This is a genomic window from Rathayibacter sp. AY1C4 (assembly GCF_002932195.1).
Lineage (GTDB): Bacteria > Actinomycetota > Actinomycetes > Actinomycetales > Microbacteriaceae > Rathayibacter.
Genome location: NZ_PSWE01000013.1, coordinates 1 through 16,872, shown reverse-complemented (window position 1 = coordinate 16,872; position 16,872 = coordinate 1). Strand labels below are relative to the sequence as shown.

Sequence of the window (16,872 nt, the reverse complement as noted above, 5' to 3'; positions counted from 1 at the left end):
GCGGCCGTCGTCGTCACGTCACTTGCAGGTGAGAGCGGAGTACGCGGCCTGCTTCGTGGTGGTCACCGATGCTCCGTCCACGGTCGCCGTCGCGGTCACCGTCGCCGAGCCCGCGGCCACCGAGGCGGCGCGGGTGGTGAAGGCGTGCGAGGCGCTCGACCCGGGAGCGATCCCGGTGAACGCCTTCGAGCCCCAGGCGGAGCCGAGGGTGATCCCCGCCGGGACCTTCGCATCGTTCCGAGCGGTGACCGTCACCACGACCTTGCCCGCCACGCAGCGGCTGGTGGCCGCCACGGTCGTCGGTACCGTCGCCGCGGAGGCGCGGACGATGGAGAGGCGGTAGGTCGCTGTCGTCGTGTGGTCCTGCGCCGACGACTCGACGACCACGCTCGTCGTCCCCGAGGCCGCGAGCGGCACGGTGCGGCGGACGGTGTCGTCGATCAGCACGCCGTCGACCTTCACCAGGCCGCTGGGCACGGCCGGGTCCAGGTCGAGCGAGACGCTCGTCGTGCCGGCCGGCACCGTGAGCGTGTGGTCCCTGACCCCGGCGGCGAGAGCCGGCGAGAGCGTCCCGACGTCGGAGGAGAGCTTCGTCAGCTCCGGGTCCGCAGCGTAGGTGGTCGACTCGGTCGTGTAGACCCCGAAGACACCGCCGACGTAGCTGGATCCGGTGCCCTGGAAGCGCACCGTGACGACGGGGATCTTCTGCCCCTTCGCGTCGAGCACGTACTTCCCGCTCTGGTCGCGCTTGTAGCTGTCCTTCGCGGCGAGACCGCTGAGGATCGACGCCGGGATCCGGTCGTACTGGACGTACCAGCTCGTCGCTCCGGCCGCTCCCGAGACCACCTCGGTCTTGAGCTTCACGTCGTTGAGGTAGACGTCGAAGGTGCGTCCCGCGTCGCCGCCGTAGTAGCGGACCCCGAGGTAGTTCGCCGGCAGAGCCGGGTCGACGATCATGTCGTACTGGAAGTACGCCTCCGCCGAGCGCTCGCCGTCGCGGTACCCCTCGCCGCGCCAGGTCCCCACCGAGGACCGCGCGGTCTTGTAGTTCTTGTCGGCCTCGCTGTTGTTGTTGTCGAAGGAGGTGAGGGAGTCGATCGTCGTCTCGTCGACGCGCAGCTGCTCCTTCTGCGTCCGGATCAGCTCCTGGGCCGCGGCCGAGTCGGGCTCGATCAGGGTCATGTAGGTCGCGTAGCGGGCGTTGTAGAGGCTGTAGTACGGAGTGAACACCCGGGCGGCGGACGCGGCGTCGACGTTCTTCATGCCGAAGCGCATCGTCGTGCGGCCGTTGCCGTCCGCGCCGTCGGGCAGGCGGACCAGGTTGCCGCGGACCGCGGACTTCCAGGCCGCGGAGTCCGCGACGACGACGTTCGAGTTCACGGACTTGTCGGCCGTGCCCATGCGCACCAGGACGCCGGCGACGTAGGACGCCTCGACGTTCGAGCGGTTGAGCTCGGTCGCCAGCAGCACCGGTCCGTAGCGGAACGCGGTCCAGTCGGGGTTCTCCGTGTCCGCGACCGCGCTGACCGCGGCGGGCAGCTTCCAGGTCAGCACGTCACCGGCGGCGACGGCGACCGAGACGTATCCGGCCTGGGCCGTGACGGCACGGACGGCACCGTTCACGGTGAGCGTCGGCGCTCCGTCGATCCAGGACGGCACGCGCAGCTTGAGGGTCGTGTCCGCGGCCACGGCTCCTCCGGCCAGCGCTTCGACCCTCAGGGTCGCCGTGTCCGTGCTCGGGATGTCCGCCGTCTGGGTCAGCCGGAGGTTGTTCGCGGAGGAGCGGAGGACGGAGGAGCGGAACTGGTTCACGAAGACGGTCTTCGGCTTCTCGAAGTAGATCGAGTCGCCGAGCTTGGTGAAGCTCTCGATACCCGAGCCGTGGTCGCACCAGAACTCGTCGAGCTCGTGCCCGAAGACCTTGGCGTAGCCCGCGGTCTGCGGCTGGAAGTAGGTCACCATGCCGGTGTCCGGGTTCTGCACCGAGAGGACGCCGTTGATGAACGTCTCCTCGTAGAAGTCGGCGTACTTCACGTCCTCGGTCACCTGGAACAGCGCCCGGGTGAGCTTGAGCATGTTGTAGATGTTGCAGCCCTCGGAGGTCGAGTTCTCGCCGTAGCCGGTGGTCTGGCCGTTCGTGGCGTACTCGTACAGGGTGCCGGGTGCGTGGAAGTGCTCGGACTGGCTGTTGCCGCCGTTGGCGTAGGTGTGGGTCTCGTCGACCATGCGCCAGAAGTTCTCGGCGGCACGGCGGTACATGTCGAGATCCGACTTCTCCGCGGCGGTGAGCGTGGCGTAGAGCGCCGGGTCGTCGGTGAAGACGCGGTAGCGCTTCAGCGCGCCGATCAGCTTCGGGACGGTCGTGTTCGCGTGCAGCCCGTTGAGGACGTCCTCGTTGTTCGCGAGCTTCTGGAACAGCGCGGTCTCGTCGAAGTACTCGGCCGCGCGCTTGTGCGCCGGGTCGTGCGTGGTCTCGTACAGGCGGTAGAGCGCCTCGTTCATTCCGCCGTACTCCGTGTTCAGGAGCTGCCCGGGGTTGGCCTGGCGGCCCGCCCAGGCGGTGATCCAGCTGCCGAAGCCGCCGGCGACGGTGAGCGCCTTCTGCGAGACGGCGTCGGGCGCCTGGTCGTGGGCGTCGAGGAGGCCTGCGAGCACCTTGTGCAGGTTGTAGAAGGGGACGAGCAGGCCGTCGCCGCCCGAGGGGAGGTAGCGGGTCGGGAACGGCGAGACGTAGCCGGCGTTCGCGGGGTCCTTCAGCGCGTAGGCGTCCTGGACCTTCTTCAGACCGTCGACGGAAGCGGTGAGCTTCGCGAGCAGAGCCGCCTTGGTGGCCGCGTCCTCCTCGGTCGCGTAGGCCTGCGAGAGCGCCGAGAGGTAGTGGCCGAAGAAGTGGCCCTGGAACCGGGTGCCGTTCTCGCGCTCCCAGCCCCCGTATCCGCCGCTGGTGGTCGGCGTGAGCCCGGCCTCGCGGTAGAAGGAGTAGAGGAACATCTCGGGGTCGAGGCTCAGCAGGTACTCGACGGTCTGCTGCTCCCCGTTCTCGAGGTAGGGGTCCTGCACGGAGACGTCGGACAGGCCGGCCTCCAGAAGGTAGTTCGACGTCTTCACTCCCCGGGGCTGCACCTGGAGAGTGTAGGTCTTCGTGACCGCGGTGCTGCCCCCGTAGGTGGCGGAGCCGGTGAGGACGACCTGCGTCGCGGAGCCGGTGGGCGGCGTGACCGCGGCCGTGCCTCCGCTGATCGCGACGGTCGCCGGGTCGGAGGAGGTCCAGCTGAGGGCGGACCCCTTCGCGCCGACGGTGGGCAGGGTGAAGCCGGTGCTGGTGCTCGCGGGCGGGGCGACCAGCTCGAGGTCGGCCCGGGCGATGCTCGCGGGGTCGAAGGAGGGGTTCCCGGCCTTCGTCAGGGCGACGACGTCGGTGGTGGTGGCGACGCCGTTGTAGAGCGCGTAGTCGTCGAGCAGGCCGCGCAGGTGCGCGCCGTTGTACTGGGGGCCGTTGAAGCCGAGGGTCTTCGTCGACGTGCTCTCGGAGCCGAGGACGCCGGACGCGGAGGAGGACGGCGCGGTCTTGACGACGGCGGTCTGCTTCACCCCGTTGCGGTAGAAGGCGACGGCCTTGGTGCTCTTGTCGTACGTGGCGACCACGTGCGTCCACTCCCCCGCGGGGAAGAAGCCGGAGCGCGCGGTCTCGACGGCGACCTTGTACGGCTGACCGCCGGACGGGCCGATCGAGAGGGCGAGCGGGGTGCCGTCGCCCTCGGAGGTGAGGTACCAGCCGTCGGAGTTGTAGGCGGTCTTGTTCCAGGTGAAGACCTGCTCACCGGTCATCGCGCTGGTCGGCTTGTACCAGAAGGAGACGGTGAGGTCGGCGGGCTGCAGCGCCGCCGCAGTGCCGAGCGAGATCGCGTTCGATCCGGTGAACTCGAACGCCCGGCCGTTCAGGCCGGTGCCGTAGGAGGCCGTGCCCTTCTGCATCCCGAGGGCGGTACCACGACCGCTGGTGTCGGCGAGCGACCCGTCGAACGGGAGCTCGAGCACCTTCGCGGCGTCGAGCGAGGTGGTGGGGGCGGCCTGGGCCGTGGGGCCGACCGACAGGAGACCCGCCGTCAGCGCCATCACCGCCACGGTGGCCAGGGGGAGTCGTCGTCTCATTCGTGAGGCCTCTCGTCGTTGAGAAATCCGGCCCAGGGGGGCGGGCCGCCTCGAATGTTACCGTTAACAATCGTTTTCGGTGAGGTTTCGGTGAGAGGACTGACAGGGTCCTCGAGCGCTCAGCGGCGCCGGTCCAGAGCCGCCCGGAGGTACGGAGCGGTGCGGCTGCCCGCGGCCTCGGCGACCTCCTCCGGAGTGCCCGTCGCGACCACCGAGCCGCCGGCCCGGCCCGCCCCCGGGCCGAGGTCCACGACCCAGTCCGCGTCGGCGACGACGCGCATGTCGTGCTCGACGACGATCACCGTGTTGCCCGCGTCGACCAGGTGCTGCAGGTGCTCGAGCAGGCGGTCGGCGTCGGCGGGGTGCAGGCCCGACGTCGGCTCGTCGAGCAGGTAGAGCGTGTCCCCGCGCTGGGCGCGACGCAGCTCCGAGGCGAGCTTCACCCGCTGCGCCTCTCCCCCGGACAGCTCGGGCGCCGGCTGGCCGAGCGAGACGTAGCCGAGCCCCACGTCCACCAGCGCGTCGAGGTGGCGGGCGACCTCGCGGTCCTCGGCGAAGGCCTCGCGCGCATCGGCGACGCTCAGCGCGAGGACGTCGGCGATCGTCCGGCCGCCCAGGGTGACCTCGAGCGTCTCGTCGTTGTACCGGGTGCCGCCGCACGCCGAGCAGGGCGCCTCGACGGTCGGGAGGAACAGCAGCTCCACCTCCACGGAGCCCTCGCCCTTGCAGACGGGGCAGCGCCCGCTGGGCAGGTTGAAGGAGAATCGGCTCGCCGAGAAGCGGCGGCGCTTCGCCTCCGGAGTGGCCGCGAAGAGCGTCCGCACCCGGTCGAACAGGCCCGTGTACGTCGCGACGTTCGAGCGCGAGGTCCGGCCGATCGGGGTCTGGGTCACCTGCACCACCCGGCGCAGGCGGTCCGCGGGCCCGGAGGCGGTGCCGCGGGTCGCCGCCGCCGCCGCGTCGAGCAGCGGGTCCGCCTCCCCGACCTCCTCCGTCGGCGCGTCCTCGGCGACGTCGGCGCGGAGCGAGGCGCGCAGCAGATCGGGCAGCGCCTGGTTCACGAGCGTCGACTTGCCCGATCCGGAGACGCCGGTGACCGCGGTGAGCACCCCGACCGGGAACGCGACGGAGAGGTCGTCGAGGGTGTGCCGCGAGACTCCGGCGAGCTCGATCCACTGCTCCGCGGTGCGGCGGGAGCGCAGCGGCGCCGGGTCGCCCTCGGGGAAGAGGTAGCGGCGGGTGACGGAGCCGCGGGCGCCCGGCAGGCCGTCGAGCGGGCCGGAGTAGACGACGGTGCCGCCCCCCGACCCCGCGCCCGGGCCGATGTCGACGATCCAGTCGGCCTCGCGGATGACGTCGAGGGAGTGCTCGACGAAGAAGACGGTGTTGCCGGTCGCCCGCAGGGTCCGCAGGATGCCGAGCAGCGCCTCCGTGTCGGCGGGGTGCAGGCCCGTGGACGGCTCGTCGAGCACGAAGACGACGCCGAAGAGGCGCGAGAGCACCTGCGTCGCGAGGCGCATCCGCTGGAGCTCCCCCGAGGAGAGCGTCGGCGTGGAGCGGTCGAGCGAGAGGTGGCCGAGGCCCAGGTCGACGATCGGCGCGAGGCGGGCGACGAGGTCCTCGACCAGCCGCTGCGCGGCCAGGCGGGTCTGCGGAGCGCCGTCGGCCGGGGTCCAGCCGGGCTCCAGCACGCGCCGCGCGACGACGACCAGCTCCTCGAGCGGGAGCGCTGACAGCTCGGTGATGTCGAGCCCCTCGAAGGTGACGGCGAGCGCGTCGGGCTTCAGCCTCCGGCCGCCGCACACCGGGCAGGCGACGCTGACGACGAACGAGGCCGCGCGCTCGCGCATCCGGGCGCTCTTCGAGCCGGCGAAGGTGTCGAGCACGTAGCGGCGCACCCCGAGGAACGTGCTCATGTAGCGCGGCTCGTCCCCGGCGGCCACGGACGCGCGCACCTCCGCGGGAGAGCGGTCGGTCCACACGGGAACCTGCGGGGAGTCAGGAGTGTGCAGGATCCAGTCGCGGTCCTCCGCGGGCAGGTCGCGCCACGGAGCGTCGATGTCGTGTCCGAGCGAGATCAGGCTGTCGCGCAGTTGCTTGCCGTGCCAGGCGGTCGGCCAGGCGGCGAGCGCCCCGTCGCGGATCGAGAGGGAGTCGTCCGGCACCATCAGCTCGTCGGGGACGTCGTAGACCCGGCCGATGCCGTGGCAGCTGGGGCACGCGCCCTGCACGGTGTTGGCCGAGAAGTCCTCTGCGAGCAGCATCGGCGCGCCCTCGGGGTAGGCGCCGATGCGCGAGAACACCATCCGCACCACGCTCGAGAGCGTCGTCGCACTGCCGACCGTGGAGCGGGCCGAGCCTCCGGAGCGCCGCTGCGGGAGGGCGACGGCCGGCGGCAGGCCCTCGATCGAGTCGACGTCCGGCACGCCGACCTGGTCGATCAGCCGCCGCGCGTAGGGGGCGACCGACTCGAAGTAGCGGCGCTGCGCCTCCGCGTAGAGCGTGCCGAAGGCGAGCGAGCTCTTGCCCGATCCGGAGACCCCCGTGAAGGCGACGAGGGCGTCGCGCGGCACGTCGACGTCGATGCTCCGGAGGTTGTTCTCGCGGGCGCCGCGCACGCGGACGTGGTCGAGGGGGTCGGTGGTTCCAGGCGCGCTCATCCGTACAGCCTGCCGTGCCGGGATGTGGGGCGGCCGCCGCGGAGCTCCGAGGCGCTCGACGCCGAGACGGCCCGCTCCCGGCCGAGGCACCACAGTGGGGCGGTGTCTCGGCGGGGGCGGGCCGTCTCGGCGTCAGCGGCGCGCGTGCGTCAGCAGGTGCGCGCCGGGTAGGCCGCGGTCAGGGCGCCCGCGGTGAGCGAGGCGGCCGGGACCGAGGCCTGACGGGTGGTGAAGGCGGCCGAGGCGCTGGCGCCGGGGGCGGCGGTCAGCGTCTGCGAGGCGCCGAACGGCGAGCGGATGACGACCGAGAGGGGCGTCGTGCCCGTGTTCTTCACCACTCCGGTGAGGACGACCTTGCCCGCGACGCAGCGGGTGGACGCGGTGAGCGTCGAGGTCGGTGCCGTCACCACCACGGTCGCGGTGACCGTGACGGCCGTGGAGCTCGAGAGCCGACGGTCGGCGGCGTTGTAGGCCGTCGATCCGTTCGCGCCCACCCACTGGTTGTCGTTCGCACCGATCGTGCGGACGACTCCGGTGACGGAGTAGCGGCCGGGCGCCGTCGCCACCGCGGAGGTGTTCCAGGTGACCGGCTGCGAGGCGGTGCCCCGGTTGTAGGCGAGCACGACGTCGGCGCGGGCGGGCAGAGCCGCCGCGGCGTCGGTGCCGGAGGCGACCGTCACCTCGCCGAGGTCCGAGCGGACCGCGGAGGCGGCGTCGGCCGAGCGGACCTCGGCGTACTGCCCCGCGGTCAGCGAGACGATGCCGCCGTGCTTGGTCGACGAGGCGAGCGAGAAGCCCGGGTCGGTGAGCTGGGTCCAGCCCGTGTCGAGGTCGTTCGTCACCATCGGCTTGTAGCCGGTCGCGGGGATCACGTCGACGTACAGGTACCAGGTGTCCTCGCCGTGGTCCTTGAACACCGCGGGGCCCTCGACCCCACCGGGGTTGCCGCCGGACCACACCGCGCCGATGCGCGACTGGATCTGCGTCCACGAGGTCGTCGGCAGCCACCAGGTCGCCGAGGTGGTCGACTCCATGTAGATGCCCTTGCCGGTGCCGTTGTCCTTCGAGATCCGGTAGGTCGTGCCGGAGTCCTGGATCAGCGTGGTGTCGATCGTGTCGGCCCCGGTGTCGATGAAGGTGCCGCCGTACGAGTAGGTGGCCTGCGTGAAGTCCGTGGTCGCTCCCCAGAGCACGCGGGAGGATCCGGTGCCCGGCGTGTGCGCCGCGGTCGGGTAGACCGTCGAGGACCAGTAGACGACGAACGCGCCCTTGCCGGGTCCCGCGTAGTCCGGCACCCACGTGGCCTCGGGAGCCCACATCATGCCGGCCTCGAGCTTCTTCGTCCCCGCGGCGTCGAGCGCCACGTCGAACTGGCGGACGTCGCTCCACGACACGAGGTCGCTCGACTCCCAGACGTTCATCTTCGTGCTGCCCTTGGTGGTCCAGTAGCACCAGGTGTCGCAGGTGCTGGGGCCCCGGTCGCCGCCGAAGACGCGGAGGTCCGTGGCGATGATGTAGTACTTCTTCGTGTCGGGGTTGTAGGTCAGGTACGGGTCGCGGACACCGGTGGTGCCGAGGTCGGAGGCCAGGATCGGCTTCGCGCCGTTGAGCGGGTCCCACTTCTCCGGGTCGTCGCCGCGGGAGACGTCGAGGTAGATCTTCTCGGCGTAGCCCTGGGAGTCCTCGACGAAGTGGACCATCATGTAGCCGTAGGGGGTGTCGACGCCGACCTGCGGCTCGACCGTCACGGCGATCGAGCGGGTCTGCACGATTCCGCGGATCGACGCCGTCGCGGTGAGCGTCGAGGCGCGCGCGGCCTGGCCCACGGCGGGGCGGTCGGCGCTGAGGGTGCGGCCGTCGGCCGAGACGCGCAGGGTCGGGTCGCTGGAGGACCAGGTCACCGCTCCCCCGTAGTCGGGCAGGTTCGTGGTCGAGTCGTCGACGGTGAGCGGGGCGACCCCGGCCAGCACGGCGGCGGCGATCGGGGAGAACGTGGAGGCGTGAGGCTTCGCGTCGACGCTCGACACGGCCACCACCTCCGCCCCGGTGAGCGCGCGGTCGTAGACGCGGAACGCCGAGACCTCGCCCATGTAGAACGGGTCGGGGTACGGTGCTCGGCCGATCGTGTTCAGCGACTGGTCCGCCACCGACGAGGGGCGCAGAGCGGTGGGCGCCGAGGCGACCTGGACGCCGTCGACGAAGAACGAGATCGTGCCGGCGCTGCCGTCGATCACCGAGGTGAGGCTGTACCAGCGGTCGGCGGTCAGGGCGGAGGCGCTGCGGGCGTTGTTCTCGCCGTTCCCTCCGCTGGTCGTGATCGCGGTGCGCACCCGGTCGCGGACGGACGCGAACCAGTACTGGTTCGTGCTGTCGCTGCCGATGTTCCACAGGAAGTGGAAGTTCGAGAGCATCGACGCGTCGGCGCGGGTCTCGATCGTGACGGTGGCCGACGAGCGACCGGTCAGCAGGTTCGCGGGCAGCTGCACCCAGGGGGCGGTGGTGCTGCTCTTGGGGCCGCCGGTGAGGCGGAGCGACGTGCCGGTCCAGAGCGCGTCGGTCGCGTTGCGGACGGTGGCGGCTCCCACGCCTCCGCTCACGGTGTTCGGGACCGTGCTGCCGGTGGTCTGCGTGAACCGGTAGTCGGCGAGGAGGCCCTGCTGCGGGATCACGGCATCGGCCGCCTGCGCGGCCGGAGCCGGGGCGACGAGGCCCGAGAGCAGCACTGCTCCGAGGCCGAGCGCGGCGAGCGCTGCGCGCAGCGGCGCTCGCCGCGCGGGTGTGGTGGTGGGGGGCATGGTGCTCCTTCGGTGGAGTGGTGCGGTTCGGGGAGGGGGAGAGGATCTCGGGGTGCCGAGCCCTGCTCGGTCGAGCAGCGCCGTCAGGGGCGTGTCGGAACCTGTGTGCGAAGCACGAGGGGCTCGATACGCCGCTGGGCGGCTGCTCGACAGGCAGGGAGGGGCAGCCGCTCGACCGGCACGAGGGGTCAGCCGCCTGGGTTCATGTCGGTGTACCCGGTGGTCGGGGCGGTGGTGCCGAGTGCCGCGAGGGTGGGCGCCCTCCGCATCACGACGGGGTTGCCCGGGCTGTCGCGACCATGGAGCAGTCGCCGTCGTGGAACTCGATCGCGGGGTCGGCGGTGTCCGGCGCGATCGGGTCGGTGGAGGTCGGCTCGCCGAGGGCGACGGCCGGGGAGGCGGCGGTGTAGGGCAGCGGAGCCACCGCGGCGAGGAGGATCAGCAGCCCGGCCGTGTGGTGGCGCCGGAGCCCCGCGGATCGGGGGAGCTCGGCGTCGACGGGCGTCGATGCGGTCGTCATCGTGACTCCATCGTCAAGGGGCGGCGTGGGGCCCGGAGGCGCACCGTGAGCGGCGCGCCCCCGGGGGCTGGGGGGCTGCGGAGAGGCGCCGGAGGGCGCCAAGGGGAGAGGCCCGGTGGACCTCGGAGAAGAACTCGCCGTGACTCGCAGGATCCGGCGCGACCTCCACCTCGAGGCCTCCGACGCCGCCAGCTGCACGGTTTGTTCACGGTAACAGGGCGTCTGCGCAAACTCAACGGCCCCCGTGAGCGGGGGTGGCATCACTTCACGGCGCCTGCGGTCCGCGCGGTCGCTCTCGTCACGGAGGAAGGATCCGCGGCGCCCCGTGGAACGGCGCAGGCGACGTGGGCCGGATCGGACGTTCGTCGTGAGTCGTGATCAGCACCGCCGTCCCGAGCCGCCGCCCTCGGCCCTCCACCGTCGCTCGGGCCTCCGCCGCCGCTGTCAAGAGGGGAGAGACGGGCCGCGCCCCTCGCCTAGGGTGCCGGGATGCCCCGCACCCGGACGTCCCGCGCCGCCCTCGCCTGGCGGGAGGCGGTCACCGGCTCGCGCTTGATGCTCGCTCTCAAGACGGCGCTGGCGGTCGGCATCGCCTGGGCCGTCGCGCCGCTCGCTCCCGGAGTCGCGGAGCAGTACCCGTACTACGCGCCGCTCGGCGCCCTGGTCAGCATGTACCCGACCCTGATGGGCTCGGTCCGCACCGGACTGCAGACCCTGCTCGGCCTGGCGGCGGGGATCGGGCTCGCCGCCCTCGTGGTGGTCACCGTCGGCCCGACCTGGTGGACGATCCCGCTCGTCGTCGGGATCGGCGTGGTCCTCTCGGGGACGGGGTGGTTCGGCGCGGGCCGCGAGTACGTGCCGATGGCGGCCCTCTTCGTGCTCATCATCGGCGGGGCCGACGCCGAGGACTACTCCCTCGGCTACCTCGTGCAGATGGCGGTGGGCGTGGTGGTGGGGCTGCTGGTGAACGTGGTCGTCGCCCCCGGGCTCACCGTCGAGGCGGCGTCCGCCCGGGTCGACGCGTTCCGGCGCGAGCTCGCGGAGCACCTGCGCCAGCTGGCCGCCGCGCTCGAGGAGACGTGGCCGCCCGAGCACGAGGCCTGGGCCCGCAACGGCGAGGAGCTGGCCCGGACGGCGGAGGAGGTCCGCGCGGCCCTCGCGGACGCGGACGAGAGCCGCAAGGGGAACCCGCGCGCGCTGCTGCACCGCCGCGACTCCCGGTCCGACCACCTCCGCCTCGAGACGCTCGACGCGATCCTCTTCCACGTCCGCGATCTGAGCGGCGCCCTCGCGGACACCATCTGGGAGCGGCCGGGCGCGCTCCCGTTCGATCCGGCGCTCGGGCCGCCGCTGAGCGAGGCCTGCCGGGCGGTCGCCGACGCGATCGACCGCGACGACGCCGGCTCCCCCGCCGCGCACCGGGCGATCGGAGGCGCGGCCCGTGCGATCCGGCACCTCGTGCAGGTCGTCGACGAGCGGACCGCCGCGACCTCCCGGACCCTCGGTCCCGGCGTCCTCGCGGCCATGCACCTCCGCCGCGTCCTGGTGCGCCTGCAGCACGACGGCGCGGAGCCGCAGGAGGAGTGAGGGCTGGCGCCTCCCGTCCCATACTGATATGGTGATGGGACATCAGGAGGACGGGGACGACGTGGAGCGGACGGTGACGACGACGAGCCTCCGTGGTCGCACGCCGGAGCGGGCGACCACGGAGGCTCACCTGGCCTTCGGGCAGGCGCTACTCGCAGACGAAGAAGGCGACCTCCACGTAGCCCATCGTCTGCGAACGGGTGTCGACGTCGGAGGTCTCGACGGTCACGCCGGACGCGGCGAAGCTGCTGCCTCCTGCGCCCGTCGACGCGTTGGCCGCGTAGGAGCCGCCACCGCGCACCCACAGGGAGGTGCCGCCGCCGGCACCGCCGAAGTAGCCGCCGCCACCGCCACCGGACGCATAGGTCACCTGGCGGCTCGCGTTCGTCCTCGGTGCGCCGGCACCGCCGTCGCGCCCGGAGCCCGGGCTGCCGAGAACCGACTCGGTCACGTTCACCGTCGTCACACCGGGCTGCCCCGGCCCGGTCTGGCTTCCGCCGGTGCTCGGAGCCTGCTCGGTGGAGCCGGTGCTGCTGTCCGCGCGCGAGACGGCGCTCTCGTAGCCGGAGCCGCCGACGGGGCCGCCGGACCCCGCGTTCGGCCCGACGCGGGCGGACCGGGTGAAGTCGTTCGAGGTGAAGCCGGCTGCGCTACCGCCGCCGCCGCCCGCGATGACGAGCAGGGAGCCCGCGGCGGTGATCCCGCTGGCCCCGCCCCCTCCTCCGGAGCCGATGTAGCCCGGAGTGCCCGGAGCCCCGCCGTTGCCGAGCCCCCGGCCGCCGGCCTGGTTGCTGCCGCCCGAGCCCGCGGTGATGACGATCTCGGACGCTCCGCCGAGCGCGTCGACGGGGATGGTGCCCGTCACCCGCGCACCGGCGCTGGTGACGTCCGACCCGGTGCGGACGCCGCCGCCGTCTCCGCCGACCGCCGTGAAGCGGACCCACTGGGTTCCCGCGGGCACGGGGATCGTCCGGGCCGCGAGCGCGGTGGTCGAGGTGGCGTCGATGCGCTGCGCGTCCTGCAGGGCGCACTGGGGGGCGGTTGAGGCCGACGCCATCGGAGCGGCGATCGAGGCGGCCACAACAGGAATCGCCCATGCGGCGCCCTTCACCACGGTTCGGCGCTGGGTCAGACGATCGGGGGCGCCGCTCGGCGTGCTGGTGTCTTCGTTCTGCATCGGAGTCCTTCTGTCATCGTGCACCCCTGGGTATCGGGGGCAGAGTCGGGTGAGAGGCGCGGGAGGATGCCCGTGCCGCTCCGACAGAGTCGCCTGCTCCGCGACGGGGCACGCCGCTCGAGGCCGCTCTGGCGCGAACCTGCCCTGAGGCGGCGCGCCGCGCCTCCCGCGCCTCATCCTCAGCAGCTTCTCCGCACCGCCGACCAGTCGTCCACGACGTCGCAGATGCCCCATCGGGCTCGCCGACACGGACCCTCCGAGCGGGCGGCCCGACTAGCGAGCACCCTGGACCGAGCGGCCCGGAGAGCCCGCGACGGGCGAGCGCAGAACCCGACGTCAGTCCGGCGCCGGCCCGCGACGGCCGAACGGGCAGCCCGGCGTCAGCCCGGCGTCACGCCCCGACGGCCGAACGGCCAGCCCGGCATCAGCCCAGCGCCAGCCCGGCGTCAGCCCGCGTCGGCGAGCAGCGCCTCGCGGTCGAGCCGCTTCGCGTAGCAGCGGGCGCTCGGCTCGTCGCCCCAGTAGCCGTAGCCCGCGATCGGGTCGTAGCCGGCGCTCGCGTAGAGCGCCATCGCCTCCGGCTGCTCCGTGCCGGTGACCAGTCGGAGCATCTCCACGCCCTCGCGGGCCGCCAGCCGCTCGACGCCGGCGAGCAGCACGCGGCTGAGCCCGCGGCCCCGCGCGGCGCTCACCACGAACATCCGCTTGATCTCGCCGATGCCGTCCTCGACCGCGAGCGCCACGCAGCCGACGAGCCCGCCGTCGACCTCGAGCAGCAGGGTCGGAGCGTCGGCGGGCGGACGCGGACCGGTGTCGTCGCCGCCGTAGCGGGCGAGGAGGTCGGCCTCCTGCAGGGCGAAGAGGTCCGTGGCGGCCGGGTCTCCGGCCGTGGTCTCGATCAGGCGGTGCACGGCACGATGCTACGGCGCGGCGGCGAGCCCCGCGGCGATCCCGGTCAGCTGCTCGAGCACGACCCGCACGGCCGAGCGCTCCAGCGTCTCGGGCCGGGCGAGGCAGTCGATGTGGCGGCCGAGCCCCGGGATCCCGAGCGGCCGCAGCACCACCTCCGGCGTGCCCCGCAGGTCGGTCGTGTACCGCGGCAGCAGCGCGACGCCGTCGCCCGCCGACACGACCGCCGCCGCGACCAGGAAGTCGTTGATCCGGTGCGGGATGCGCGCGTCGCCGCCCGCGAGGACCGCGATGGCGTCGATCGCCCGCTCCAGGGGGAAGCCCTCGTGCACCGCGACCCACTCCTCGTCGCGGAGGTCGGCGGGACGGACGACGTCCTTCGCGGCGAGCGGATGGTCGCGCCGCAGCGCGAGGTCGAGCGGCTCGAAGAGGAGGGGCGTGGAGCGCACGGTCCCGGGCCACTCGGCGCTGCCAGCGAGCCGGTGCGCGACGACCAGGTCGTGATCCGCGGTCAGCCCGGCGAAGGCGCTCTGCGCCACGTCGAAGTCGGCGAGCGCGACGCCCGGCCGACCCGGTGCGCGCAGCGCCTCCAGCAGCGGGCCGAACATCGCCAGCCCCGCGCTGTGGAACGCGGCGACCGAGACGGTGCCGCTCGGCTCCCCCTCGAAGTCCGCGACCGCCCGGGCCGCGCGCTCGAGCGCCACCTCCACCTCGACCACGGCCGCCGCGAGAGCGCGGCCGGCGGGGGTCAGCGCGGTCCGGCGCCCGTCGCGGAAGGTCAGCGCCGTCGGCGTGCGGCGCTGCAGCGCGCTGATCTGCTGCGAGACGGAGGAGGGGGACACCCGCATCGCGGCGGCGACGGCGGCGATGCTCCCGCGCTCGCCGAGCTCCCGCAGAGCCCTGAGCTGTCCGAGTTCCATGAGTTCCAACTTACGCGTCGGCGAAGAAGATGCAGTCTTGTCCTGCGGGTCTCCGTGCCGCCACGATGAGCCGTGCGCGCTCTCCTCTCCCGCTTCCGGATCGACCTCCTCCTGCTCGTGGTCGCCGCCTCCTGGGGCTCGACCTACTTCGCGGCGAAGGAGCTCGTCACCGACTCCAGCGTGATGGCGCTGCTCGGCTCGCGGATGACCCTCGCCGCGCTGTGCCTGGCCGTGATCGTCGCAGCGCGGCGGCACCGGATCACCGCGGCGGAGTGGCGGGTCGGCGTGACCATCGGGGCGCTGCTCGCGACGATCTTCGCGCTCGAGACCTACGGCATCGCCGGCACCTCCGCCACCAACGCGGGCCTCATCATCAGCCTGACGATCGTGATCACGCCGATCCTCGACTCCGCCGTCTCGAAGCGCCGCCTCCCGGGCCGCTTCCTGCTCGCATGCCTCGTCGCGGTCGTCGGGGTCGCGCTGCTCGCGGGCAACGGCGCCCTCCGCCCGCTCTCCCCCGGCGACCTGCTGATCCTCGGCGCCGCCGTCGTACGGGCCGTGCACGTCACGTCGATGCACCGCCTCTCGGCGCGGGCGCCGATGGACTCCCTCCGCCTGACCACGGTGCAGCTCGGCACCTGCGCCGTCGTCTTCAGCGCCGCGTCGCTCGTCGTCGGCGTGCCGATCCCCGAGTACGTCGCGGGGCTCGACCCCGTGGGCGCCGGCCTGTTCCTCTACCTCGTCCTGGTCTGCACCGTCTTCGGCTTCCTCGTGCAGACGTGGGCGGTCCGCCGCACCTCGCCCTCCCGCGTCAGCCTGCTGCTGGGCACCGAGCCGGTGTGGGCCGCGGTCGTCGGAGTCGCGCTCGCCCGCGATCCGATCGCGCCGGTCGGCTTCCTCGGCATCGCGCTGATCCTCGCGGGCACGGCCTGGGGCCGCTCCCTCGAGCAGCGGACGACGCCCGACGCGCCGACCGCGGCGGCCGCTCCGGAGGCGCTGCTCGCCCCCGAGCCGGAGGACGAGCAACGGCGTCCCGTCGAGCGATAGCCGGGTCAAGGGACTCGCGTGCGGCGTCCCGATGTGGGGGAATCGGATCGGGAGGCGTCCGCCGCGGGCGCCGCCGGAGGAGGATCCATGTCGCTCAGCGTGCTGTTCATCGGCGGGACGGGCATCATCAGCGCCGCCTGCGTCCGCGAGGCGCTGCGGCTCGGCCACGACGTGACCGTGCTGAACCGGGGGCGGACGTCGCTCCGCCCGCTGCCCGAGGGCGTCCGCGAGGTGCAGGCCGACGGCCGCGACCGCGACTCCGTCACCGCCGCCCTCGGCGACCGGAGCTTCGACGCCGTGATCGACTTCGTCGCCTTCACTCCCGAGCACGTGCAGCAGGACATCGACGTGTTCGCCGGCCGCACGGGCCAGTACGTCTTCATCAGCTCGGCCTCGGCCTACCAGAAGCCGCCGCGCAGCGTCCCGGTCACCGAGTCGACTCCGCTCCGGAACCCCTACTGGCAGTACTCCCGCGACAAGATCGCGTGCGAGGACCTGCTCGTGGCCGAGTACCGCGCGAGCGGCTTCCCGGTCACGATCGTCCGCCCCTCCCACACCTACGACCGCACCGCGCTGCCCGTCGACGGAGGCTGGACCGTCGTCGACCGGATGCGCCGCGGCCAGGAGGTGGTCGTCCTCGGCGACGGCACCTCGCTCTGGACGCTCACGCACGCCGACGACGTCGCCGTCGGCCTGGTCGGCCTCCTCGGCGCCTCCGCCGCGATCGGCGAGGCCTTCCACATCACCGGCGACGAGACGCCGACCTGGGACGAGATCCACCGCTGCCTCGCCGCGGCGGCCGGAGTCGAGCCGCGCCTCGTGCACGTCGCCTCCGACGCGATCGCCGCCGCCGACCCCGAGCTCGGTGCCGGGATCATCGGCGACAAGGCGCACTCGATGGTGTTCGACAACGCGAAGATCCGCCGCCTCGTCCCGGCGTACTCCCCCTCGGTGCGCTTCAGCGACGGCGCCCGCGAGATCGTGGAGTGGTACGACGCCGACGAGTCGCGCCGCGTGGTCGACGAGCGGATGAACGGCCTGTTCGACGCGCTGATCGAGCGGTACCGGCCGCGCCCGCTGTGAGGGCCGGGCGGGTTCCTGGTGC

General features: G+C 72.9%; 10 protein-coding genes. 3 read left to right on the top strand and 7 right to left on the bottom strand.

Going from position 1 to position 16,872, the window contains the following annotated elements; genetic code table 11:
* Window positions 1-18 precede the first annotated feature (18 nt).
* The 4 genes from C5C99_RS08405 to C5C99_RS08390 form a co-directional block, all read right to left on the bottom strand.
* Window positions 19-4,152 (bottom strand): beta-L-arabinofuranosidase domain-containing protein, encoded by a 4,134-nt coding sequence (locus C5C99_RS08405; RefSeq protein WP_104339917.1) that lies wholly within the window; start codon window positions 4,150-4,152, stop codon window positions 19-21.
* Between the two features lie 119 nt (window positions 4,153-4,271).
* Window positions 4,272-6,812, bottom strand: coding sequence for an excinuclease ABC subunit UvrA (locus C5C99_RS08400; protein ID WP_104339916.1), 2,541 nt, complete (start codon window positions 6,810-6,812; stop codon window positions 4,272-4,274).
* A gap of 149 nt (window positions 6,813-6,961) precedes the next feature.
* Window positions 6,962-9,607, bottom strand: a complete 2,646-nt coding sequence (locus tag C5C99_RS08395) for a LamG-like jellyroll fold domain-containing protein (protein ID WP_104339915.1) — start codon at window positions 9,605-9,607, stop codon at window positions 6,962-6,964.
* Window positions 9,608-9,875: 268 nt separating this feature from the next.
* Entirely contained in the window at window positions 9,876-10,127 is a 252-nt protein-coding gene (locus C5C99_RS08390) for a hypothetical protein (RefSeq protein WP_104263513.1), read from the bottom strand.
* 489 nt (window positions 10,128-10,616) lie between these two features.
* Between C5C99_RS08390 and C5C99_RS08385 the strand changes: the two genes are divergently transcribed.
* The gene (locus C5C99_RS08385) at window positions 10,617-11,714 is read left to right on the top strand and encodes an aromatic acid exporter family protein (protein ID WP_104339914.1); all 1,098 of its coding nucleotides are present in this window, start codon (window positions 10,617-10,619) and stop codon (window positions 11,712-11,714) included.
* Window positions 11,715-11,862: 148 nt separating this feature from the next.
* Here C5C99_RS08385 and C5C99_RS08380 read toward each other — a convergent pair whose 3' ends face one another.
* The 3 genes from C5C99_RS08380 to C5C99_RS08370 all read right to left on the bottom strand — a co-directional run bounded on the left by C5C99_RS08380 (window position 11,863) and on the right by C5C99_RS08370 (window position 14,720).
* On the bottom strand, window positions 11,863-12,891 hold the full coding sequence (locus tag C5C99_RS08380; protein WP_146085482.1) for a hypothetical protein: 1,029 nt from the start codon (window positions 12,889-12,891) through the stop codon (window positions 11,863-11,865).
* Between the two features lie 446 nt (window positions 12,892-13,337).
* Complete coding sequence (locus C5C99_RS08375; RefSeq protein WP_104339912.1) at window positions 13,338-13,802, bottom strand: GNAT family N-acetyltransferase; 465 nt, start codon at window positions 13,800-13,802, stop codon at window positions 13,338-13,340.
* A 9-nt stretch (window positions 13,803-13,811) separates the two neighbouring features.
* Entirely contained in the window at window positions 13,812-14,720 is a 909-nt protein-coding gene (locus C5C99_RS08370; RefSeq protein ID WP_104339911.1) for a LysR family transcriptional regulator, read from the bottom strand.
* 72 nt (window positions 14,721-14,792) lie between these two features.
* On the opposite strand from C5C99_RS08370, the gene C5C99_RS08365 reads away from it, so the two are divergent.
* Both C5C99_RS08365 and C5C99_RS08360 read left to right on the top strand, forming a co-directional pair.
* Window positions 14,793-15,767, top strand: a complete 975-nt coding sequence (locus C5C99_RS08365; RefSeq protein ID WP_219813616.1) for a DMT family transporter — start codon at window positions 14,793-14,795, stop codon at window positions 15,765-15,767.
* A gap of 87 nt (window positions 15,768-15,854) precedes the next feature.
* Entirely contained in the window at window positions 15,855-16,850 is a 996-nt protein-coding gene (locus tag C5C99_RS08360) for an SDR family oxidoreductase (RefSeq protein ID WP_104339910.1), read from the top strand.
* Window positions 16,851-16,872: the final 22 nt, after the last annotated feature.